This window comes from Burkholderia lata (genome assembly GCF_902499025.1).
Taxonomy (GTDB): Bacteria; Pseudomonadota; Gammaproteobacteria; order Burkholderiales; family Burkholderiaceae; genus Burkholderia; species Burkholderia lata_C.
Genome location: NZ_CABVPW010000022.1, coordinates 99,855 through 121,969 on the forward strand (window position 1 = coordinate 99,855; position 22,115 = coordinate 121,969).

Consider the following 22,115-nt stretch of genomic DNA (forward strand, 5'->3'; position numbering starts at 1 on the left):
CGTTCATGAGACCGTGGGCGGCTTTTTTTCGTTTATCTTGTGGGTAACTCTGACTCGACTCGCGGTGGTTACTTTCTTACCGAATATTTCCCGCACTTGAAGGCTTGCAATTCGTTGTGGCGGCCTCAATTACCGAACAATTGATTCCACTCATGGGGAAATGAAATGTCAGGCACCCAACTTCTCCCGCCGGAACGCATCACGCTCCCGCTGCTGCCGCTGCGGGATGTCGTCGTTTTCCCGCACATGGTGATTCCGCTCTTCGTGGGCCGGCCGAAATCGATCAAGGCCCTCGAAGCAGCGATGGAAGGCGGCAAGCACATCATGCTCGTCGCCCAGAAAACCGCGGCCAAGGACGAACCGACCGAAAAGGACATGTACGAGGTCGGTTGTATCGCCAACATCCTGCAGATGCTGAAGCTGCCGGACGGCACCGTGAAGGTGCTCGTCGAGGGCCTGCAGCGCGCGAAGGCGTTGTCGATCGAAGAGCAGGAAACGCAATTCTCCTGCGAAGTGATGCCGCTCGAGCCCGATCACGCCGACAGCGCTGAAACCGAAGCGCTGCGCCGCGCGATCGTGTCGCAGTTCGACCAGTACGTGAAGCTGAACAAGAAGATCCCGCCGGAGATCCTCACGTCGCTGTCGGGTATCGACGAAGCGGGCCGTCTCGCCGACATGATCGCCGAGCGCCTGCCGCTGAAGCTCGACCAGAAGCAGCACATCCTCGAGATGTTCCCGGTCATCGAGCGTCTCGAGCACCTGCTCGCGCAACTCGAAGCCGAGATCGACATCCTGCAGGTCGAAAAGCGCATCCGCGGGCGCGTGAAGCGCCAGATGGAAAAGAGCCAGCGCGAGTACTACCTGAACGAACAGGTCAAGGCGATCCAGAAGGAACTGGGCGAAGGCGAAGAGGGTGCCGATCTCGAAGAACTCGAGAAGCGCATCAACGCCGCGCGCATGCCGAAGGAAGCGAAGAAGAAGGCCGACGCCGAGCTGAAGAAGCTGAAGCTGATGTCGCCGATGTCGGCGGAAGCGACCGTCGTGCGCAACTACATCGACACGCTGATCGGCCTGCCGTGGCGCAAGAAGAGCAAGGTCAACAACGACCTGTCGAACGCCGAGCAGGTGCTCGACGAGGATCACTTCGGCCTCGAGAAGGTGAAGGAACGTATCCTCGAGTATCTCGCGGTCCAACAGCGCGTCGACAAGGTGAAGGCTCCGATCCTGTGCCTCGTCGGGCCTCCGGGCGTCGGCAAGACCTCGCTCGGCCAGTCGATCGCCCGTGCGACGAACCGCAAGTTCGTCCGGATGGCGCTCGGCGGCGTGCGTGACGAAGCCGAGATCCGTGGCCACCGTCGTACGTACATCGGTTCGATGCCGGGCAAGATCCTGCAGAGCCTCACGAAGGTCGGCGTGCGCAATCCGCTTTTCCTGCTCGACGAAGTCGACAAGATGGGCATGGATTTCCGCGGCGATCCGTCGTCGGCGCTGCTCGAAGTGCTCGATCCGGAACAGAACCACACGTTCGCCGATCACTACATCGAAGTCGACTTCGACCTGTCGGACGTGATGTTCGTCGCGACGTCGAACTCGCTGAACATCCCGCCGCCGCTGCTCGACCGGATGGAAGTGATCCGTCTGTCGGGTTACACGGAAGACGAGAAGGTCAGCATCGCCCAGCGTTACCTGCTGCCGAAGCAGAAGAAGAACAACGGGCTGAAGGAAGGCGAGATCGAGGTCACCGAGCAGGCGATCCGCGACATCATCCGCTACTACACGCGCGAAGCCGGTGTGCGTTCGCTCGAGCGGGAAGTGTCGAAGATCTGCCGCAAGGTCGTGAAGATGCTGCTGCTGAAGAAGGCATCGGGCGCGATCAAGGTCGACGGCGAAAACCTCGATACGTTCCTTGGCGTGCGCAAGTACGACTTCGGCCTCGCGGCGAAGGAAAACCAGGTCGGTCAGGTGACGGGCCTCGCGTGGACGGAGGTCGGTGGCGATCTGCTGACGATCGAAGCCGCGGTGATGCCGGGCAAGGGCAACGTGATCCGCACGGGTTCGCTCGGCGACGTGATGAAGGAGTCGGTCGAGGCGGCACGTTCGGTCGTGCGCTCGCGTTCGCGTCGTCTCGGCATCAAGGACGAAGCGTTCGAGAAGCAGGATATCCACATCCACGTGCCGGAAGGTGCGACGCCGAAGGACGGTCCGTCCGCCGGCGGTGCGATGACGACCGCGCTGGTGTCGGTGCTGACGGGTATTCCCGTGCGTGCCGATGTCGCGATGACGGGCGAAATCACGCTGCGTGGTGAAGTCCTGCCGATCGGTGGCCTGAAGGAGAAGCTGCTCGCGGCGCATCGCGGTGGCATCAAGCTCGTGCTGATCCCGGAAGAGAACGTGAAGGATCTCGCCGAGATTCCGGACAACGTGAAGAACGCGATCGAGATCGTGCCGGTCCGCTGGATCGACAAGGTGCTGGAACTCGCGCTCGAGCGTTCGCCGACCCCGCTGCCGCCGGAAGAAGAGGCGAAGGCGGCGGCACCGGTCGCTGATGCGGCGAAGGATGCCGGCTCGACGGAATTCGTCAAGCACTAAGCATTGCGACGCCGTCGTTCCTGACGGTTGTTCACGAAACCCGCGGCGTGGCCGCGGGTTTTTTTATGCGTAGCCGAATCGTGTGCGCGAACGTTTAAAAAATTCGCGTCAGGGCTTTGCAAAATGATCGGGGATGAATTAAACTTGCGGGCTCGCTGGTTGTTGATGCCGAAACGCAGATCGCAGCCAGAACGAATCGGAAACGGGTGCTTAGCTCAGCTGGTAGAGCGGCGCCCTTACAAGGCGTAGGTCGGGGGTTCGAACCCCTCAGCACCCACCAGTTTCCTGATTCAGCCAGACCAAGGAGCGGTAGTTCAGTCGGTTAGAATACCGGCCTGTCACGCCGGGGGTCGCGGGTTCGAGTCCCGTCCGCTCCGCCAAAAAATGAAGATGCCCGCCTTGTGCGGGCTTTTTCATTTTGTGCGCCTGCTTGTCGCGTCGTACTCGCCCGCAGCACGTCTGCTTTTCTCCCGTCCCACCCCGTATGTTGTAATATCGGTCGTTTTGTCCAATTTTCCCGTCACGCATGCTCGATTTCTTCCGTAATCACCAGCGCCTGATGATGGCGCTCCTGCTCCTGATCGTGTTGCCGGGGCTGGGTTTCGTCGGGATCCAAGGCTTCCGCGGCTTCTTCGACGACAGTGCGAACGTCGCGGCAGTCAACGGGCACAAGATCACGCGGGTCGAATTCGACGGCGCGTTCCGCCAGCAGATCGACCAGGCGCGTCAGGCGCTCGGCGGGCAGTTCGACATCAAGATGTTCGATACGCCCGAGCACCGCAAGCAGGTGCTCGACGGCCTGATCCAGCAACGCGTGCTGGCCGACGAGACCCAACGTCTGCACCTGACCGCCTCCGACAACGCCGTGCGCGACGCGCTGATGAGCGACCCGATGATCGCGTCGCTGAAGAAGCCCGACGGTTCGATCGACGTCGAGCGCTATGCGCAGCTGTTGTCGTTCCAGGGGATGACGCCCGAGCAGTATCAGGAGCGCGTGCGCTACAGCCTCTCGCTGCAGCAGATTCCGGCCAGCATCGTGTCGAGCGCATTCACGCCGAAGAGCCTCGCGCAACGCCTGTCCGAACTCGCCGCGCAGCAGCGCGAAGTGCAGGCGCTCGTGCTGAAGACGAGCGACTTCGCAGCGAAGGTCCAGCCGACCGACGCGCAGCTCGCCGCGTACTATGACGCGCACAAGCAGACCTTCGCGACGCCGGAGACCGCGACGATCCAGTACCTCGTCTATTCGCCGGCCGCAGCGGCCGCGAGCGCGCAGCCGACCGATGCGGACGTCAAGAAGTTCTACGACGACAACCCGACGCACTTCCGCACCGAAGCGCAGGTTCGCGTGAGCCACATCTTCATTGCTGCGCCGGGCAGCGCAAGCGCGGCCGACAAGGCTGCGGCGAAGACGAAGGCCGAGCAACTGCTCGCCGACGTGAAGGCGCATCCGGACCAGTTTGCGCAGATCGCGCAGAAGAGCTCGCAGGACGCACCGTCGGCCGCGAAGGGCGGTGACCTCGGCTTCATCACGCGCGGCTCGACGGCGGGCGGCAAGGCGTTCGACGATGCCGCGTTCGCGCTCAAGCAGGGCGACGTGAGCGGTGTCGTGCAGTCGGACCTGGGCTTCCACATCCTGAAGGCAACGGAAGTGAAGCCGGCGGCCGTCAAGCCGTTCGCCGACGTGAAGGACCAGATCGCAGCGGAGCTGAAGCAACAGTACGCATCGAAGGCGTTCACGGACAACGCGGAAGGCTTCACGTCCACCGTCTACGAGAAGGCCAAGACGCTGCAGCCGGCCGCGGACAAGTACAAGCTGACGATCCAGACGGCCACCGTCACGCCGACGCCGAATCCGCAACTGCCGCCGACGAGCCCGCTGAACAATCCGAAGTTCCTGGCCGCCGTATTCGCGAACGACTCGGTGAAGAACCAGAACAACACGCAGGCGATCGACATCGGCAACAACACGCTGATCTCGGCGCGCGTGACCGACTACAAGCCGGCTGCCGTACCCGCGCTCGACGCGATCAAGGACGTCGTGCGCCAGAAGGTCGTCGCCGAGCAGGCGGCTGAACTCGCGAAGAAGGACGGCGCGGCGAAGCTCGCCGAACTGCAGAAGTCGAAGTCGACCGACGGGTTCGCGGTCGCGCAGAAGGTATCGCGCACGCAGTCGCAGGGCCTGACGCCCGCTGCGCTGAGCGCCGTCTACAAGGTCGACGCGAAGACGCTGCCGTCGTATGTCGGTGTCGATCTCGGCGCGGACGGCTATGCGATCTACCGCGTGAACGCGGTGATCCCGGGTTCGGCGGTCGATCCGCAGCAACTGGCGGCTGCGCAGCAGCAGATGGCGCAGGTCGACGCGCAGAGCGAAGGCGAAGCGTATCTCGCCGCGCTGCGCGATCGCTCGAAGGTCAAGCTGTACGGCTCGACGGCCGGCCAGTCGCAGGACGGCGACAACTGAGCGTCGTTTCGCACGCAACAAAAAGCCCCGCTTCATGCGGGGCTTTTTGTTTTCCGACGGGGCGATATCGTCAGCCGTGCGGCTTGCCGAGCAGCGGTTTCAGTGTCGGCCAGACGTTGTCGAGCAGAATGCCTTGCGCCTGCTGCGCGGGATGCATCTGGTCGGCCTGGAACAACTCCGGCTTGTTCTCGATGCCGGCCAGGAGGAACGGCACGAGCGGCACGCCGAGATCCTTCGACAGCCGCGTATAGACGGCGTGGAACTTCTGCGTGTAGTCGGGGCCGTAATTGGGTGGCACATACATGCCGACCAGCACGACCTTCGCCCGCGCCTGTCGTGCGCCGGCGATGATGTCGCGCAGGTTCTGCTCGGTCGTTGCGAGCGGCACGCCGCGCAGCGCATCGTTCGAACCGAGCTCGACGACGACGACCGACGGCTTGAACCGCTGCAGCACCGCGGGCAGCCGCGCGCGGCCGCCGCTCGTGGTGTCGCCGCTGACGCTGGCGTTCGCGACGCTATAATCGATTCGCTCGGTCGTGAGCCGTTGCCGCAGCAAGGCCACCCAGCCGGTGTCGCGCGGCAGCCCGTATTCGGCCGACAGACTGTCGCCGAGCACGACGATCACGGGCTGGCCCGATGTCGCGGCCGGCGTCGTCGCAGCGCGTGCCGGCACGGTGGCGGCCAGCAGTGTGCCCAGCAGCGCGGCGAACGCCGCGCGTCTTTTCCAGCGGAATGTCGTGTCCATGTTCAAGATTACCGATCCGATCATCGAAGTCCATGACGTGTGCAAGCGGGTCGCCGACGCAACGGGCGAGCTGACGATCCTCGACGGCATCACGCTCGCCGTGACGCCGGGCAGCAGCCTCGCGATCGTTGGCGCGTCGGGGTCGGGCAAGTCAACGCTGCTCGGCCTGCTTGCAGGGTTGGACAGTGCGACGAGCGGCACGGTTCGCCTGCTCGGTCGCGCGCTCGACCAGCTCGACGAGGATGCGCGCGCGGCGCTGCGCAACGGCGCAGTCGGGTTCGTGTTCCAGTCGTTCCAGTTGATGCCGCACCTGACGGCGCTCGAGAACGTGATGCTGCCGCTCGAATTGCAAGGTGGCATCAGTGCGCGCGAAGCAGCCGATCGTGCCCGGTCGCTGCTCGTGCAGGTCGGTCTCGGCGAACGCACCGCGCATTATCCGAAGCTGTTGTCCGGGGGCGAGCAGCAGCGCGTCGCGCTTGCGCGCGCATTCGTCACGCGCCCGGCGGTCCTGTTCGCCGACGAGCCGACCGGCAGCCTCGATGCGGCCACGGGGCACGCGGTCATCGACCTGATGTTCGAACTGAACCGCACGCACGGTGCCACGCTCGTGCTCGTCACCCACGATGTCGAACTCGCACGTCGCTGCGCGACGACGGTGACGCTCGACGCCGGCCGCATCGTCGAGCCGCACGCGGAGCAACGCGGCACCTGAATCGAGCGGCCGGCCGCGCAGGCAGGGCTGCGCAGCCGGCATCGGCATGACGCCGTTGCGTCAGCGCTTCAGCGTTTCAGCGCGGCGCGGGCGCGCTCGATCAGTGCAGTGGTCGACGAGTCGTGTTTCGCCGGATCGACCGATTCGGCCGACAGGTCGGCTTCCACCACCTTGCCGAGAATCTTGCCGAGCTCGACGCCCCACTGGTCGAACGGATTGATGTCCCACACCGTTGCCTGCACGAGCACCTTGTGTTCGTACAGCGCGATCAGCGCGCCGAGCGTGCGCGGCGTCAGCGCATCGACCAGCAGCGTCGTCGTCGGGCGGTTGCCCGGGAACGTCAGGTGCGGCGCGAGTGCTTCCTTGCCCGGCCCCGCAACCTTGCGCGCTTCCTCGAGCGTGCGGCCGAGCATCAGTGCCTCGCTCTGCGCGAAGCAGTTCGCCAGCAGCTTCGGATGATGGCTCGCGAGCGGATGCTCGGGCGTCAGCACCGCGATGAAGTCGATCGGCACGATCGTCGGCCCCTGGTGCAGCATCTGGAAGAACGCGTGCTGGCCGTTGGTGCCCGGCTCGCCCCACGTGACGGCGGAGGTCGGGTAGTCGACGAAGGTGCCGTCCAGGCGCGCGGATTTGCCGTTGCTCTCCATTTCGAGCTGCTGCAGGTACGACGGCAGATAGTGCAGCGCTTCCGAATACGGCGCGACGAGATAGCTCTGCGAACCGAAGAAATTCCGGTACCAGATGCCGATCAGGCCGAGCAGCACGGGCAGGTTACGCTCGAGTGGCGCTTCGCGGAAATGGCGGTCCATGTCGTTTGCGCCGGCCAGCAGTTCGTCGAATTGCTCGGGGCCGATCGCGATCATGATCGACAGGCCGACTGCCGACCACAGCGAATAGCGGCCGCCAACCCAGTCCCACATTTCGAACACGTTGTCCGCGGCGATGCCGAACTTCACGACTTCGGCCGGGTTCGCCGACACGCCGACGAAGTGCTTCGCGAGCGCGTCCTCGGGGCAGCCGCGCGCGACGAACCAGTCGCGCAGCGAGCGTGCGTTCGTCATCGTCTCGAGCGTCGTGAAGGTCTTCGACACGATGATCGCGAGCGTTTCCTCCGGGTCGACCTGTTCGAGCACGCGCGCGAGATCGGCGCCGTCGACGTTCGACACGAAGTGCGTGGAAATGTCGGGCGTCGCGACGTGATGCAGCGCATGCACGACCATCTTCGGCCCGAGATCGGAGCCGCCGATGCCGATGTTGATCACATGGCGGATGCGCTTGCCGGTGTAGCCCGTCCACGTGCCGCTGCGCACGGCGCGCGCGAAGGTCGCCATCTTCGCGCGCTCTGCGCTGATCTGTGCGTGGAACGGTGCTTGCGGGTCGGTCGCGCGCAGTGCGGTGTGCAGCGCGGCACGGCCTTCGGTCGGGTTGACGATCTCGCCCGCGAACATTGCGTCGCGGCGTGCTTCGACACCCGCGTCGCGTGCGAGCTCCACGAGCAGGCGCAGCGTGTCGTCGTTGATGCGGTTCTTCGAGAAATCGGCCGCGAGGCCGCCGCCAGCGATCGTGAAGCGTTCGGCACGGGTCGGCGTGCGATCGTTTTCCGGTGCGAACCAGTCGCGCAGCCGGGCGTGGCGGATCTGTTCGAAGTGGGATTGAAGGGCAGTCCAGGCGGGGAGCGAATTCAGCGTCATGGCGGTTCGAGTGAGGCGTGAATCGGGAGGAATGCCGCGCCGGCTCATCGGGATCGGAAGGCCGGCGGACGAGAAGGCCCGCCGTGCGGCGGGGCAGTCAGTATAGCGGCCTTATGTGCCGGCGCGCGGCGACGCATAAAAAAGGCGATTGATCAGCGTGCGCACCATCGGCGCGAGTTCGCCGGCCGTGAGTCCGGCCGGGCCCGTGCCGTGTGCGGTCAGCGTGTCGGCCGCGAGGCCGTGCAGGTAGACGCCGGCGAGCGCCGCTTCGTACGGGGCGACGCGCTGCGCGAGCAACGCACCGATCAGGCCGCCGAGCACGTCGCCGGTGCCGCCCGTGGCGAGCGCCGCGTTGCCGCTCGGATTGATCGTCACGCGGCCGTCGGGTGCCGCAATCACCGTGCCGGAGCCTTTCAGCACGACGTGCGCCGCATAACGAGTCGCAAGCGCCTGCGCGGCCGCGACGCGGTCGCGCTGGATTGTCGCCGTGTCGCCGCCGAGCAGCCGCGCGGCTTCGAGCGGATGCGGCGTCAGCACGCAGGGGTTGCCGCGCGAACCACGCTGGGCAACGGCGCCTGCGAGATCCGCATGTGTCGCGACGAGGTTCAGCGCGTCGGCATCGAGCAGCGTCGCGGCATCGTGCGCGAGCACGTCGCGCACGAGCGTCGCCGCCGCCTCGCGCGTGCCGAGCCCGCAGCCGGCCGCGATCGCGGTCATTGCGCCGAGATCGAGGCCGTCAGCCGGATGCAGCATCAGTTCGGGGAACGGCGGGTCGTACGGCGGCGCGCCGGCGCCAAGGAAGCCGACATGCACCTTGCCGGCGCCCGCGAACAGCGCGGCGCGTGCGGCCAGGATCGGCGCGCCGCACATGCCCGTGTCGCCGCCGAGCACCGCCAGGCTGCCGAACGTACCCTTGTGGGACGCGAATGCGCGCGCGGGCAGGGCGGCGGCGAATCGCGCGGGCGCGTTCAGCACGATGGCAGGCGCCGCGGGCGGCGCGACGTCGAGCGAGGCGATGTCGATTTCACCGGCGAGATCGCGGCCCTCGCCGGTGTAGAGGCCCGGCTTCGCACTGATGAAGGTGAGCGTATGGGTGGCGGCGACAGCGACGCCCGCGCCGACGATCTGGCCCGTATCGCTGTCGAGCCCGCTCGGCACGTCGAGCGCGAGTACGTGGCCGCCGCTGCGCGCATGTGCGGCGATGCGCGCGGCCTGCTCGGCGAACGCACCGTCGAGTGCGCGGCCGAGACCGATGCCGAACAGCCCGTCGACGACCCACGCGTAGTCGTCCAGCGAAGCGGGCGACGTGGCCGACAGCGGCACGCCGGCTGCGCGCGCGAGGCCGAGCGCCCATTGCGCGTCGTCCGGCTTGACGGGCACCGGCATCCACGCCTGGGTCGCGACGCCGAGCTGCTGGAGGTGCGCGGCGGCAACCAGCGCGTCGCCACCGTTGTTGCCGGGGCCGACCGCGAACCAGACGGGGCGGTCGTCGCCGGCCATGCGCTCGGACAACCAGTGCGCGGCGGCGGTGCCGGCGCGGCCCATCAGCGTGTGCGGCGGCAGCGCCGCCGCGGCGTCGGCTTCGGCCGTGCGCAGGTCGGCGACGCGCAGCAGCGCGATCGGATCGGAATCGGGGAGCGGGCGGGTATGAATGGTCATCGCGGGGTCGTGGCGGCTGGCAAGGAGGCCGCCGGGGCGAGCCCGCGGCGGTCAGGTCGTGAAGCGCCCGGCGCGCAGCGCGGCGAGCGTGTCGGCGGGCCAGTGCTGCACGTCGCCGCCCAGGTAGTCGGTCACCACTTTAGCAGACCCGCATGCGAGCCCCCACCCGGCCGGGCCGTGCCCGAAATTGACGAACACGCGCGGATGCGGGGTCGGACCGACGACCGGCAGGCCGTCCGGCGACAGCAGCTGCGTGCCTTGCCATGACAACGCGGCCGAGATCCTGGCGGCGCCGGGCACCCAGTCGTGGACGGCCTGGCCGAGCAGCGCGAGCGCGGCCTCGGACAGCGGCTCGGCGAGCGGCTTCGCGGTGTCGGGCAGGCTCTGCAGCACGGCGCCGCCGCCGACGCGCAGTCGCTGGTGCGTGCGCGTGATCGAGATCCGCTTGATCGAATCGATGACGTTCAGGTGCGGTGCGTGTTCTTCGTAGGCGACCGGCGCGGTGAGCGTATGGACGCGCACCGGGTGCAGCGGCAGGCGCCAGCCGAGCCGGTCGAGCAGCGGCAGGCTGCCGGCGCCGGCAGCGACCACGATCGCATCGGCGGAAATGACGTCGACCTCGCGTGCGTTCGACGCGCGCCGGTCGCCCGGCGGGACGAGCTCGACCGCGGCGCGGCCGGTGTCGACGCGGATCGCGGCGACTTCCGCGCCGAAGCGGAACTGCACGCCATGCTCGTCGAGCGTCTGCTTGACCAGTTTCGCGAACAGCGGGCAATTGCCGGTGCGTTCGGTTTCGAGCAGCACGCCGCCGGCGAAGCCGGGCTCGGCCGGCACCGACGGCTCGAGCGCCGCGCATTCGTCGGCGGAGAGCAGGCGGTACGGCTGGTCGAGCGTACGCAGCAGGTCGAGCGCGGGCTGCATCGCGTCCCAGTCGCGCGGATCGCGCACCACGTGCAGGATGCCGGGCTTCTGCTCGAATTCGAGTTCGAGGCGCGTCTCGATATCGGCGAGCGTGTCGCGCGACGCGTCGATCAGCGGGCGCAGCCGCGCGTACTGCGCGGCGAACGCGTCGGGTTCGCGCAGCGTGCCGAGTTGCTTGACGAAGCGGCGCACGCCGCCGTTGAAGCCCGGCTTGTAGACGATGCCGCTGTCGCGCGGCTGGCGCTGGCGCATGAAGGTCGGGCCGAACCAGACGTCGAGCGGGCTCGGCAGCAGCGCGCCGCCGTCGCCGTAGGTCGCACCTTGCGCGACGGTCGCGTGGCGTTCGACCACGCATACGCGATGGCCGGCCGCGCGCAACTGGTAGGCGGTGGCGACGCCGCTGATTCCGCCGCCGATGACGATGACATCCATGGATTGCTTCGATGACGGGCGGCGCGCGTGCGCCACCCGGTGAGAATTCGCTGAGGGCCCCGGCCCGGTGAACCCGGAATGATAGCGCCAAAATCGCGGGAACCGGCGCCGGGCGAGCACGGACCGTGCGGCCGTGCCACGGCGGCCGGCTGCCGTACCCGCGCGGGGCGGCCCGGCGGGCGGGCCGGGCACGGCGCACGCCGCGGCACCGTTGCGGTGCATGCAGGCTGCCGATTGGCCGGTCTGGGGCGACCGACTTCCGGGTATAATTACGGCCTTCCTTTCGCCCCACGTCGCCACCTCGCGCGACTCATCGACGTCAGTCCAGCCCATGGCTCACTTCTCGTGTTTTCCCGGCGCTTCGGCCCTCTCCGATTTCCGTCAAACCCGTCTGCTCGACACGCTCAAGCAAATCGACGCCAACATCGTCGCGGTGCGCGGGCAGTTCCTGCACTTCGTCAATGCGGTCGAGCCGCTGTCGGCCGACGACAGCGCGCGCATCGACGCGCTGATGCACTACGGCGCGCCGTTCGAGCCGGCGGCCGAGAAGGGCACGGCCGAGACCTTCGTCGTGCTGCCGCGTTTCGGCACGGTCTCGCCGTGGGCGAGCAAGGCGACCGACATCGCGCAGCACTGCGGCCTCACGCAGGTGCGCCGCATCGAGCGCGGCGTCGAATTCACGGTCACGCTGAAGTCGGGCCTGCTCGGCGGCAAGAAGGCGCTGTCGGACGACGCGCGCGCAGCCGTCGCGGCCGCGCTGCATGACCGGATGACCGAAAGCGTGGTCGCGGCACGCGACGACGCGAAGCACCTGTTCGACGAACTGCCGGCCAAGCCGCTCTCGAGCGTCGACGTGCTGGGCGTCGGCCGCGGCGCGCTCGAACGCGCGAACGTCGAACTGGGCCTCGCGCTCGCCGACGACGAGATCGACTACCTGGTCGACGCATTCCGCAAGCTCGAACGCAACCCGACCGACGTGGAGCTGATGATGTTCGCGCAGGCGAACAGCGAACACTGCCGCCACAAGATCTTCAACGCGCAGTGGACGATCGACGGCGAAGCGCAGGACATGTCGCTGTTCGCGATGATCCGCAACACCGAGAAGCTGAGCCCGCAAGGCACGATCGTCGCGTATTCGGACAACTCGTCGATCATGGTCGGCGCCGAAGCCGAACGCTGGTTCCCGCGCAACGCAGGCGCGGCCGGCGAGCCGGGTGAACGCTACGGCCGTCACACCGAGCTCACGCACACGCTGATGAAGGTCGAGACGCACAACCACCCGACGGCGATCTCGCCGTTCCCGGGTGCGGCGACCGGCGCGGGCGGCGAGATCCGCGACGAAGGCGCGACGGGCCGCGGTGCGCGTCCGAAGGCCGGCCTCACGGGCTTCACCGTGTCGAACCTCGATCTGCCCGACGCACGCCAGTCGTGGGAAAGCGCACGCGATGCGGCCCAGCCGGTCGGCGAGCGCAACCCGAATGATGCGCACGGCCCGTACGGCCGCCCCGACCGCATCGCGTCGCCGCTGCAGATCATGATCGACGGCCCGCTCGGCGGCGCCGCGTTCAACAACGAATTCGGCCGTCCTAACCTCGGCGGCTATTTCCGCGTGTACGAGCAGAACGTCGGCGGGAAGGTGCATGGCTATCACAAGCCGATCATGATCGCGGGCGGCCTCGGCAACATCGCCGATCAACACACGCACAAGCATGACGTGCCGGCAGGCTCGCTGCTGATCCAGATCGGCGGCCCCGGCATGCGGATCGGGATGGGCGGCGGCGCCGCGAGCTCGATGGCGACCGGCGCGAATACGGCCGAACTCGACTTCGACTCGGTGCAGCGCGGCAATCCCGAAATCGAGCGTCGTGCGCAGGAAGTGATCAACGGCTGCTGGCAGCTCGGCGCGGAAAACCCGATCCTGAGCATCCATGACGTCGGCGCGGGCGGCCTGTCGAACGCGTTCCCCGAGATCGTCGACGGTGCGGGCAAGGGCGCGCGCTTCGAGCTGCGCAAGGTCGCGCTCGAGGAGTCGGGCCTGTCGCCGCGCGAAATCTGGTCGAACGAAGCGCAGGAGCGTTACGTGCTGGCGATCGCGCCGGCCGACCTGCCGCGCTTCGAGGCGATCTGTGCACGTGAGCGCTGCCCGTTCGCGGTGGTCGGTGTCGCGACCGACGAACGCCAGCTGAAGCTCGTCGACGACGAAGCGACGGGCGCCGACGAATACCCGGTCGACATGCCGATGGAAGTGCTGCTCGGCAAGCCGCCGCGCATGCATCGCGACGTCACGCGCGTGGCGACCGAGCGCGCACCCGTCGATGTGACGGGCATCGCGCTGTCGGCGGTTGCGGTCGACGTGCTGAAGCACCCGACGGTCGGCAGCAAGTCGTTCCTGATCACGATCGGCGACCGTTCGGTCGGCGGCACGTCGGTGCGCGACCAGATGGTCGGCCCGTGGCAGGTGCCGGTGGCCGACTGCGCGGTCACCGCGCTCGACTACGCGGGCTTCAAGGGCGAGGCGATGACGATGGCCGAGCGCACGCCGCTCGCGGTGATCGACGCGCCGGCCTCGGGCCGCATGGCGGTCGGCGAGGCGATCACGAACATCGCGAGCGCGCCGATCGCGTCGCTCGACAAGCTGAAGCTGTCGGCGAACTGGATGGCTGCATGCGGCACGGCCGGCGAGGACGCCGCGCTGTTCCACACGGTCAAGGCGATCGGCATGGAGCTGTGCCCGGCACTCGGGATCGGCATCCCGGTCGGCAAGGATTCGCTGTCGATGAAGACGAAGTGGGACGAGCAGGGCGTCGCGAAGGAAGTGGTGTCGCCGGTGTCGCTGATCATCTCCGCGTTCGCGCCGGTCGAGGACGTGCGCCGTCACCTGACGCCGCAACTGCGCCGCGTCGCCGATGCGGGCGACAGCGTGCTGATCGCGATCGATCTCGGCCGCGGCAAGAACCGGATGGGCGGCAGCATCTTCGCGCAGGTCACGCAGCAGGTCGGCGATACGACGCCGGACGTCGACGACGCAGAAGACCTGAAGCGCTTCTTCAACGCGATCCAGTCGCTCAATGCGCAAGACAAGCTGCTCGCGTACCACGACCGCTCGGACGGCGGCCTGTGGGCGACGGTGTGCGAAATGGCGTTCGCGGGCCACGCGGGCGTGTCGCTGAACGTCGACATGCTGACGCTCGACCCGAATCACGAATCCGACTACGGCGACGCGAAGGACTGGGCGAAGCAGACGAGCGGACGCCGCGAGGACCGCACGCTGCGCGCGCTGTTCTCCGAGGAACTCGGCGCTGTCGTGCAGGTGCGTGCGTCCGACCGTGACGCGGTGCTCGGCGCGCTGCGCGAGTTCGGCCTGTCGGCGTGCTCGCACGTGATCGGCTCGGTCAACGATCGCGACGTGATCGAGGTGTACCGCGACGCGAAGAAGATCTTCGACGCACCGCGCACCGAACTCCATCGTGCGTGGAGCGAAGTGAGCTGGCGCATCGCGCGGCTGCGCGACAACCCCGCATGCGCGGATGCCGAATACGACGCGCTGCTCGACGCGGCCGATCCGGGCATCTCGCCGGTGCTGAGCTTCGATCCGGCCGACGACATCGCCGCACCGTTCATCGCAACGGGCGCACGGCCGCGCGTCGCGATCCTGCGCGAGCAGGGCGTGAACTCGCACCTGGAAACGGCATACGCGTTCGACCGCGCGGGCTTCGATGCGCACGACGTGCACATGAGCGACCTGCTCGCCGGCCGTGCAACGCTCGCCGATTTCGCGGGCGCGGTCGCATGCGGCGGCTTCTCGTACGGCGACGTGCTGGGTGCGGGCGAAGGCTGGGCGAAGACGGTCCGCTTCAACGCGAACCTCGCCGACATGTTCTCGGCGTTCTTCGCGCGTCCCGACACGTTCGCGCTCGGCATCTGCAACGGCTGCCAGATGCTGTCGAGCCTCGCGTCGATGATCCCGGGCGCGGAAGCGTGGCCGAAGTTCACGCGCAACAAGTCCGAGCAGTTCGAGGCGCGCTTCTCGTTCGTCGAAGTGCAGAAGTCGCCGTCGATCTTCTTCGACGGGATGGAAGGCTCGCGGATTCCGGTCGCGGTCGCGCACGGCGAAGGCTATGCGGACTTCTCGCAGCAGGGCGACATCGATCGCGTCGCGGTCGCGATGCGTTACGTCGACCACCGCGGCGAAGCGACCGAGGGCTATCCGTTCAACCCGAACGGCTCGCCGGCCGGTATCACGTCCGTCACGACAGCCGACGGCCGCTTCTCGGTGCTGATGCCGCACATGGAGCGCGTGCATCGTACCGTCGCGATGAGCTGGCACCCGGAAAGCTGGGGTGAAGCGAGCCCGTGGATGCGCGTATTCCGCAACGCGCGCCGCTGGATCGGCTGATCGGGATGATGTTCGACCCGAACGCGCCGGTCGAAGTCGTCACGCTGCGCGACGAGCGCGCGAGCGAGGCCGATGCGATCGGCCGCGTGATCGTCGCCGCGTTCGCGGGCGAGCCGGAAGGCGGGCAGTTCGAACGGCGGATCGTCGAAACACTGCGTGCGGACGGTGCGTTGAGCGTATCGCTCGTCGCGGAGCGCGACGGCCGCCTGATCGGGCACGTTGCGTTCTCGCCGGTGTCGATCGGCGGCGAGCCGTCCGGCAGCCAGGGCTGGTACGGGCTGGCGCCGCTCGCGGTCCGGCCCGACTGCCAGCGGCAGAGTATCGGCGCCGGGCTGGTACGCACGGGGCTCGACGCGTTGCGCCGGCTTGGCGCGCGTGGCTGCGTCCTGCTCGGCGAACCCGCGTACTACACGCGTTTCGGCTTCGCGCCATCCGGCGACATCGTGTTCCCGGGCGTGCCGCCCGAGTATTTCCTTGCGCTGTCACTCGACGACTCGGCGCCGCGGCCTTCAGGTGACGTTCGCTATCACGACGTGTTCTATCCCGCGTAGCCTGCGCTTGCGGTGCGCGTGAATCCGGCACGGAAAGGGCCGCTCTTCGGAGCGGCCTTTTTCTTTTGCCGGGTTGCAGGCGCATCGTGACGCACCGGCAGCCGGCGCGCGGGCAATAAAAAAGCCGCTCCGAAGAGCGGCTTTTCGATGCGCGTGCGGCGCGCGCCGGCGTTACTGGATCTTGGCCTGCTGGCGCAGGCCTTCCTCGAACGCCTGCAGCTTCTGCTGCACGAGCTGCTGCGCGATCTGCGCCTTCACCTGCTCGAGCGGCGGCGGGGCGATGTCGCGGATGTCGTCGACGCGGATGATGTGCCAGCCGAACTGCGTCTTCACCGGCGTGTCGGTCATCTGGCCTTTCTGCAGCTTCTGCGCAGCCGCCGCGAATTCCGGCACGTACGCCTTCGGGTCGGACCAGTCGAGATCGCCGCCGTTCTTGCCCGAACCCGGATCCTTCGAGTATTGCTTCGCGAGATCCTCGAACTTCGCGCCGGCCTTGATCTTCGCGATCAGGTCCTTCGCCTGCTGCTCGCTGTCGACGAGGATGTGGTGCAGGTGGTATTCGCGATTGCCGCCGGCGCCCTTGACGAGGTCGTCGTAGCGCGCCTTCACTTCGGCGTCGGTCGGCTGGTTCTTCTTCAGGAAGTTCTCGATCATCGAGCGCAGCACGACGGTCTGCTGCGCGACGGCGACCTGCGCCTTCACGTCCGGACGGTTCGGGATGCCTTCGCGGATCGCTTCCTGCATCAGGATTTCGCGGTTCACGAGTTCCTGGCGCACGGCCTGCTGCAGTTGCGGGCTGTCGGTCTGGCCTTGCTGGACGAGCTGAGCAACCATCGCGTCGGCGCGCGACTTCGGAATCGGCGTGCCGTTGACGACGGCGATGTTCTGGGCAAATGCCGGTGCCGCTGCAAAAGCAGCCGCCGCGACCCACAGGCGGGGGGATTTCAGGATCATCGGGAATTCCTAATGAGACTAGATTGAAGATTCGTTGAATTCTTCGGGCGTGTAAGCCACGATCGCAAGCGCGTGAATGCCGCGCTGCATCGCATCAGCGAGCGCATCATACACCAGCCGGTGCCGTGCGACGCGCGGCTTGCCGGCGAACGCGGCCGACACGATCGTGACCGTGAAGTGGCCGCCCGAGGCCGCGCCGGCGTGGCCTGCGTGCTGCGCGCTGTCGTCGCGCACGGCGAGCGACACGGGGGCGAGTGCCGCGGTGAGGCGCGCTTCGATCAGCGCGATGCGTTCGTCGGGCGACGCGTGGAGAAAGGCGTCCGTCATGTCACTCGTCCTTCAGGTATTTCGTGAGCCACAGGCTCTGCAGGATGATGAACACGACCATCGCGCCGGTCGTGCCGAACAGCTTGAAGTTCACCCATTGCGATTCGGTGAAGTTGTGCACCACGTACAGGTTCGCGACGCCGAGCACCGCGAAGAACAGCGCCCAGGCGACGTTCAGCTTGTCCCACACGGGGTGCGGCAGCGTGAGCTGCTTGCCCATCATCTTCTCGATCAGGTTGTTGCCGAACGCATAGCGCGCGGCGAGCAGCCCGACCGCAAACAGCCAGTACAGCACAGTCGGTTTCCATTGAATGAATTTCTCGTCATGCAGGACGAGGGTGGCGCCACCGAAAACGACGATCACGCCGAGGCTGACCCACAGCATTGTGTCGACCTTCCGGTGCCGGAAGGCGACCCAGGCGACCTGGGCCAGCGTCGCGACGATCGCGACGGCGGTGGCGGTAAAGATGCCCCAGACCTTGAAGGCGGCAAAAAACAGGATGATCGGAAACAGATCGAACAGGAATTTCATGGCGCTCGCAGCTGCGTGAAAGGCCGCTTGCGCGGCCTTTCACCGTTGTAGGGACCCGCCAGGCACCGCCGGAGCGGATCGGGGCGGCGGCGAGGGTCGCCCCGCGGATCCGCCCGGCGCCGCTCATTCGTTTTCGGGTCGGGACTCGAAGTTTAACGCAGCCGAATTGATGCAGTACCGCAAACCGGTCTGGTCGCGCGGGCCGTCCTCGAAGACGTGGCCGAGATGCGCGCCGCAGTGGTTGCAGCGCACCTCGACGCGCACCATCCCGTGCGAGTAGTCGACCTTTTCGTCGATCACCTCGCCGTTGAGCGGCTTGAAGTAGCTGGGCCAGCCGCAGCCCGAGTGGAATTTTGCGCCGGATTCGAACAGCGGCGTGCTGCAGACGACGCAGTGGTAGATGCCGGCGTCCTCGGTGTCGGTGTATTCGCCGGTGAAGGCCCGCTCGGTGGCCGCGTGCTGCGTGACTTCGTACTGCATCGGCGTGAGCCGGCGGCGCAGCTCGGCGTCGTCCTTCTGGTACGGGAAGGTCTTGTCGTCGGAATCGTGGGACATGTGGGGTTCTCCTGATCGGTCGGTCGATACGCGCGGGTTGGGGCTCAGGACGAGCAGCTCACTTCGAGCGACCCGGCCCAGTCGGGCGGCAACGCCGCGTACGCTTCATGCTCCGGTTGTTCGTCGAACGGCCGGCGCAGGATCTGCGCGAGCCGCTCGACTTCCGAAAAATCCTTTTCCTTCGCGCGCCGGATCGCGACTTCGGCCAGATGGTTGCGCAACACGTATTTCGGGTTCGCGCGATTCATCGCGGCCGCGCGTGCCGCGTCGTCGCGCGTTTCCTCGGACAGCCGCGCGCGGTAGAGGTTCGCCCATGCATCGAACGCGTCGCGGTCGATGAACAGGTCGCGCACGGGTGCGTCGCGGCTCGCGTCGTGCTTCGAGATCTGCGCGAGCCGGCGGAACGTCAGCGTGAAATCCGCGTGGCTCGCATGCATCGTCTCGAGCAGCTTGTTGGCGAGTTCGGCGTCGTTCTCGCGTTCGAGCTCGAGGCCGAGCTTCGCGCGCATCGCGCGTTCGAGCGCGGGGCCGAAACGTTCGGGGAACTTCGCGAGCACGGCCTGCGCGTCTTCCACCGCGCGCTCGGCGCGTGCATCGTCGTCGGCGATGCCATGCTGCAGCCCGATCAGCGGCAGCAGCGCCTGCGCGAGGCAGTAGCAGTTCCAGTGCGCGATGCGCGGCTGCATCCGGTACGCGTAGCGTCCGCTCGTATCCGAGTGGTTGCAGATGTGGTTCGCGTCGAACGCGTCGACGAAGCCGAACGGGCCGTAGTCGATCGTCACGCCGAGGATCGACATGTTGTCGGTGTTCATCACACCGTGGCAGAAGCCGACGGCCTGCCATTGCGCGACGAGATCCGCCGTGCGCAGCGTCGCGGCTTCGAGCAGCGCGAGGTACGGATCGTCGGCGTGGCGGCAATCCGGGTAGAAGCGGTCGATCACGTGATCGGCGAGCTGGCGCAGCAGGTCGGGGCGATCGTTCGAGAAGAAGTGCTCGAAGTGGCCGAAGCGCACGAAGCTCTCCGACACGCGCGTGACGACGGCCGACGTCTCGATCTCCTCGCGCACCACCGGCTGGTCGGAGCCGATCACCGTCAGTGCGCGCGTGGTCGGGATGCCGAGGTGATGCATCGCTTCCGAGCACAGGAATTCGCGGATCGACGAGCGCAGCACCGCGCGGCCGTCGCCCATCCGCGAGTACGGCGTGCGGCCGCTGCCTTTCAGCTGCAGCTCGTAGCGGCGGCCGTCCGTGCCGGTGCGTTCGCCGATCGTCAGTGCGCGGCCGTCGCCGAGCTGGCCGGCCCACACGCCGAACTGGTGACCGGAATACACCGATGCATACGGCATCGCGTTCGCGGGCCAGTCGCGCGTCGGGTTGCCGGCGAACAGCTCGGCGAAGCCGGGCTGCGCGACGACCGACGGCGGCAGGTCGAGCAATTGCGCGACTTCATCGGAAAAGCCGACGACGTACGGCGCGGCAAGCGGCGCGGCCGGCAGCCGCGTATGAAACGCGTCGCCGAGCGTGACGAACGCGCCAACGGCGGGCGCGCCGAGCGTGGCGGCGAGGTCGGGGAGGGTGTCAGCCGCATCGGCTGCGCTTCGGGAAAACGACATGTTGAGCGCCTCTGGGTAAGCCGATATTGTAAGGCGGCGCCGCGCCGCCCGCATGGTGGCCCGCGCACCGTGCGCCACGCCCGTCCGGGGCCGCTGACGGGCGCGCTGCAGAGGCACCGATTCGCATCCACACGGAGAGCAAGACGATGGGTAAGCCGTTGCTGGGCCAGATGATGGACATGCCGTTGCTGGTGTCCTCGCTGATTTCTCATGCCGCGCGGCACGCCGGCGATACGGAGATCGTGTCGAAGCGCGTGGAAGGCGACCTGCATCGCTACACGTACCGCGATTGCGAACGCCGTGCGAAGCAGCTGGCGCAGGCGCTCACGCGGCTCGGCGTCGAAACCGGCGATCGCGTCGGCACGCTGGCGTGGAACGGCTACCGGCATCTGGAGGCGTATTACGGGATCGGCGGGATGGGCGCCGTGTGCCACACGATCAACCCGCGCCTCTTTCCCGAGCAGATCGCGTACATCGTCAATCACGCGGAAGACCGTTATGTCTTCTTCGACATCAATTTCGCACCGCTCGTCGAGGCCATCGCGCCGCAATGCCCGCACGTGAAGGGCTGGGTCGCGATGACGGACGCCGCGCACCTGCCGTCCGGCACGACGCCGTTCCTCTGCTACGAAACGCTCGTCGAAGCCGAGGACGGCCGCTACGACTGGCCGCGCCTCGACGAGCAGCAGGCGTCGGGGCTCTGCTATACGTCGGGCACGACCGGCAACCCGAAGGGCGTGCTGTATTCGAATCGCTCGACCGTGCTGCACGCGTACGGCGCCGCGCTGCCCGATGCGATGAACCTGTCCGCGATGGACGCCGTGCTGCCCGTCGTACCGATGTTCCACGTCAACGCGTGGGGGCTGCCGTACGCGGTGCCGCTCACGGGCGGCAAGCTCGTGCTGCCCGGCAAGGATCTCGACGGGAAATCGTTGTACGAGCTGATGGAAGCCGAGCGCGTGACGTTCTCCGCGGGCGTGCCGACCGTGTGGCTCGGCCTGCTCAACTACATGCGCGAAGCCGGCGTGCGCTTCTCGACGCTGAACCGCACGGTGATCGGCGGCTCCGCGTGCCCGCCCGCGATGCTGCGCACCTTCGAGGACGAATACGGCGTGCGTGTGATCCACGCATGGGGGATGACCGAACTGTCGCCGCTCGGCACGCTCGCGAAGCTGAACTGGGCGCAGTCGCAACGGCCGCTCGACGCGCAGCGCAAGCTGCTCGAGAAGCAGGGGCGGGTGATCTGCGGCGTCGACATGCGCATCGTCGGCGAGGACGGCCACGAACTGCCGTGGGACGGCGTGGCGTTCGGCGAACTGCAGGTGCGCGGCCCGTGGGTGATCGACCACTACTTTCGCGGCGAGTCGTCGCCGCTGTCGGGCGGCTGGTTTCCGACCGGCGACGTCGCGACGATCGACCCCGATGGCTTCCTGCAGATCACCGACCGCAGCAAGGACGTGATCAAGTCGGGCGGCGAGTGGATCAGCTCGATCGACATCGAGAACGTCGCGGTCGCGCACCCGGGCGTGGCCGAGGCCGCCTGCATCGCGTGCGCTCACCCGAAATGGACCGAGCGCCCGCTGCTTGTCGTGGTGCCGCGCGAAGGGGCGAACCTGAGCCGCGACGCGCTGCTCGCGTTCTACGAAGGCAAGGTCGCGAAATGGTGGATTCCCGACGACGTCGTGTTCGTCGAATCGCTGCCGCACACCGCGACCGGCAAGCTGCAGAAGCTGAAGCTGCGCGAGACGTTTCGCGATTACGTGTTGCCGACGGCGGTCTGCGAGTCGTAACGTCGCGTCGGGCCGGAAGCGGCTCGTGAAGCGGTCGCCCGATCCGTCCCCGGATCGGGAACAAAATTCAAATTGAACGACCGTGCTTTTTCGTTGTATGCTGCCTCCGTTCATCCGGACATGCGGCTGTTCGACCGCGCACAATGAAGCGCAGCCACCCCGGCGCGCGATGCATGGAGGCAGGCAG

Annotated in this window: 15 protein-coding genes and 2 tRNA genes; 8 read left to right on the top strand and 9 right to left on the bottom strand. The window is 67.2% G+C overall.

Annotated features, from left to right (window positions below):
* Window positions 1-165 precede the first annotated feature (165 nt).
* The 4 genes from lon (at window position 166) to BDI24065_RS22335 (ending at window position 5,050) form a co-directional block, all read left to right on the top strand.
* Window positions 166-2,589 (top strand): endopeptidase La, encoded by a 2,424-nt coding sequence (gene lon, locus BDI24065_RS22320; RefSeq protein WP_011352361.1) that lies wholly within the window; start codon window positions 166-168, stop codon window positions 2,587-2,589.
* A 204-nt stretch (window positions 2,590-2,793) separates the two neighbouring features.
* Window positions 2,794-2,869: transfer RNA gene (locus BDI24065_RS22325), tRNA-Val, on the top strand.
* 23 nt (window positions 2,870-2,892) lie between these two features.
* Window positions 2,893-2,969, top strand: a tRNA-Asp gene (locus tag BDI24065_RS22330).
* A gap of 146 nt (window positions 2,970-3,115) precedes the next feature.
* Window positions 3,116-5,050 (top strand): SurA N-terminal domain-containing protein, encoded by a 1,935-nt coding sequence (locus tag BDI24065_RS22335; RefSeq protein ID WP_175033101.1) that lies wholly within the window; start codon window positions 3,116-3,118, stop codon window positions 5,048-5,050.
* Window positions 5,051-5,120: 70 nt separating this feature from the next.
* On the opposite strand, the gene BDI24065_RS22340 is transcribed toward BDI24065_RS22335, so the two are convergent.
* The gene (locus tag BDI24065_RS22340; RefSeq protein ID WP_175033102.1) at window positions 5,121-5,795 is read right to left on the bottom strand and encodes an arylesterase; all 675 of its coding nucleotides are present in this window, start codon (window positions 5,793-5,795) and stop codon (window positions 5,121-5,123) included.
* Here BDI24065_RS22340 and BDI24065_RS22345 point away from each other — a divergent pair.
* On the top strand, window positions 5,794-6,507 hold the full coding sequence (locus BDI24065_RS22345) for an ABC transporter ATP-binding protein (RefSeq protein ID WP_175033103.1): 714 nt from the start codon (window positions 5,794-5,796) through the stop codon (window positions 6,505-6,507). The two genes, BDI24065_RS22340 and BDI24065_RS22345, sit on opposite strands and share 2 nt — an antisense overlap.
* 68 nt (window positions 6,508-6,575) lie before the next feature.
* Here BDI24065_RS22345 and pgi read toward each other — a convergent pair whose 3' ends face one another.
* From pgi to BDI24065_RS22360, 3 genes are all read right to left on the bottom strand, one after another.
* Complete coding sequence (pgi, locus tag BDI24065_RS22350) at window positions 6,576-8,198, bottom strand: glucose-6-phosphate isomerase (protein ID WP_175033104.1); 1,623 nt, start codon at window positions 8,196-8,198, stop codon at window positions 6,576-6,578.
* 111 nt (window positions 8,199-8,309) lie between these two features.
* Complete coding sequence (locus tag BDI24065_RS22355; RefSeq protein ID WP_175033105.1) at window positions 8,310-9,857, bottom strand: NAD(P)H-hydrate dehydratase; 1,548 nt, start codon at window positions 9,855-9,857, stop codon at window positions 8,310-8,312.
* A gap of 51 nt (window positions 9,858-9,908) precedes the next feature.
* The gene (locus BDI24065_RS22360) at window positions 9,909-11,210 is read right to left on the bottom strand and encodes an FAD-dependent oxidoreductase (protein ID WP_175033106.1); all 1,302 of its coding nucleotides are present in this window, start codon (window positions 11,208-11,210) and stop codon (window positions 9,909-9,911) included.
* A gap of 331 nt (window positions 11,211-11,541) precedes the next feature.
* On the opposite strand from BDI24065_RS22360, the gene purL reads away from it, so the two are divergent.
* Window positions 11,542-15,606 carry a phosphoribosylformylglycinamidine synthase gene (gene purL / locus BDI24065_RS22365; RefSeq protein WP_175033107.1) on the top strand — a complete coding sequence of 1,355 codons (4,065 nt, stop codon included), beginning with the start codon at window positions 11,542-11,544 and terminating at the stop codon, window positions 15,604-15,606.
* A 5-nt stretch (window positions 15,607-15,611) separates the two neighbouring features.
* On the top strand, window positions 15,612-16,157 hold the full coding sequence (locus BDI24065_RS22370; protein WP_175033128.1) for a GNAT family N-acetyltransferase: 546 nt from the start codon (window positions 15,612-15,614) through the stop codon (window positions 16,155-16,157).
* Window positions 16,158-16,328: 171 nt separating this feature from the next.
* Here BDI24065_RS22370 and BDI24065_RS22375 read toward each other — a convergent pair whose 3' ends face one another.
* The 5 genes from BDI24065_RS22375 to BDI24065_RS22395 all read right to left on the bottom strand — a co-directional run bounded on the left by BDI24065_RS22375 (window position 16,329) and on the right by BDI24065_RS22395 (window position 20,138).
* Window positions 16,329-17,111, bottom strand: coding sequence for a peptidylprolyl isomerase (locus tag BDI24065_RS22375; RefSeq protein ID WP_175033108.1), 783 nt, complete (start codon window positions 17,109-17,111; stop codon window positions 16,329-16,331).
* 18 nt (window positions 17,112-17,129) lie between these two features.
* Window positions 17,130-17,438, bottom strand: a complete 309-nt coding sequence (locus BDI24065_RS22380) for a BolA family protein (protein WP_175033109.1) — start codon at window positions 17,436-17,438, stop codon at window positions 17,130-17,132.
* A 1-nt stretch (window position 17,439) separates the two neighbouring features.
* On the bottom strand, window positions 17,440-17,970 hold the full coding sequence (locus BDI24065_RS22385; protein WP_069745154.1) for a septation protein A: 531 nt from the start codon (window positions 17,968-17,970) through the stop codon (window positions 17,440-17,442).
* Between the two features lie 123 nt (window positions 17,971-18,093).
* Window positions 18,094-18,525 carry a peptide-methionine (R)-S-oxide reductase MsrB gene (msrB, locus tag BDI24065_RS22390; protein WP_043188091.1) on the bottom strand — a complete coding sequence of 144 codons (432 nt, stop codon included), beginning with the start codon at window positions 18,523-18,525 and terminating at the stop codon, window positions 18,094-18,096.
* A 44-nt stretch (window positions 18,526-18,569) separates the two neighbouring features.
* Window positions 18,570-20,138, bottom strand: coding sequence for a protein adenylyltransferase SelO (locus BDI24065_RS22395; RefSeq protein ID WP_175033110.1), 1,569 nt, complete (start codon window positions 20,136-20,138; stop codon window positions 18,570-18,572).
* 146 nt (window positions 20,139-20,284) lie between these two features.
* On the opposite strand from BDI24065_RS22395, the gene BDI24065_RS22400 reads away from it, so the two are divergent.
* Complete coding sequence (locus BDI24065_RS22400) at window positions 20,285-21,928, top strand: 3-(methylthio)propionyl-CoA ligase (protein ID WP_175033111.1); 1,644 nt, start codon at window positions 20,285-20,287, stop codon at window positions 21,926-21,928.
* Window positions 21,929-22,115 lie beyond the last annotated feature (187 nt).

Bases quoted from the DNA above. Each gene is read 5' to 3' on its own strand.
- lon (WP_011352361.1), top strand. From the start codon at position 166: ATGTCAGGCACCCAACTTCTCCCGCCGGAACGCATCACGCTCCCGCTG.
- BDI24065_RS22345 (WP_175033103.1), top strand. From the start codon at position 5,794: ATGTTCAAGATTACCGATCCGATCATCGAAGTCCATGACGTGTGCAAG.
- BDI24065_RS22385 (WP_069745154.1), bottom strand. From the start codon at position 17,970: ATGAAATTCCTGTTCGATCTGTTTCCGATCATCCTGTTTTTTGCCGCC.
- msrB (WP_043188091.1), bottom strand. From the start codon at position 18,525: ATGTCCCACGATTCCGACGACAAGACCTTCCCGTACCAGAAGGACGAC.
- BDI24065_RS22380 (WP_175033109.1), bottom strand. From the start codon at position 17,438: ATGACGGACGCCTTTCTCCACGCGTCGCCCGACGAACGCATCGCGCTG.
- BDI24065_RS22395 (WP_175033110.1), bottom strand. From the start codon at position 20,138: ATGTCGTTTTCCCGAAGCGCAGCCGATGCGGCTGACACCCTCCCCGAC.
- BDI24065_RS22340 (WP_175033102.1), bottom strand. From the start codon at position 5,795: ATGGACACGACATTCCGCTGGAAAAGACGCGCGGCGTTCGCCGCGCTG.
- purL (WP_175033107.1), top strand. From the start codon at position 11,542: ATGGCTCACTTCTCGTGTTTTCCCGGCGCTTCGGCCCTCTCCGATTTC.
- BDI24065_RS22360 (WP_175033106.1), bottom strand. From the start codon at position 11,210: ATGGATGTCATCGTCATCGGCGGCGGAATCAGCGGCGTCGCCACCGCC.
- BDI24065_RS22400 (WP_175033111.1), top strand. From the start codon at position 20,285: ATGGGTAAGCCGTTGCTGGGCCAGATGATGGACATGCCGTTGCTGGTG.
- pgi (WP_175033104.1), bottom strand. From the start codon at position 8,198: ATGACGCTGAATTCGCTCCCCGCCTGGACTGCCCTTCAATCCCACTTC.
- BDI24065_RS22370 (WP_175033128.1), top strand. From the start codon at position 15,612: ATGATGTTCGACCCGAACGCGCCGGTCGAAGTCGTCACGCTGCGCGAC.
- BDI24065_RS22335 (WP_175033101.1), top strand. From the start codon at position 3,116: ATGCTCGATTTCTTCCGTAATCACCAGCGCCTGATGATGGCGCTCCTG.
- BDI24065_RS22355 (WP_175033105.1), bottom strand. From the start codon at position 9,857: ATGACCATTCATACCCGCCCGCTCCCCGATTCCGATCCGATCGCGCTG.
- BDI24065_RS22375 (WP_175033108.1), bottom strand. From the start codon at position 17,111: ATGATCCTGAAATCCCCCCGCCTGTGGGTCGCGGCGGCTGCTTTTGCA.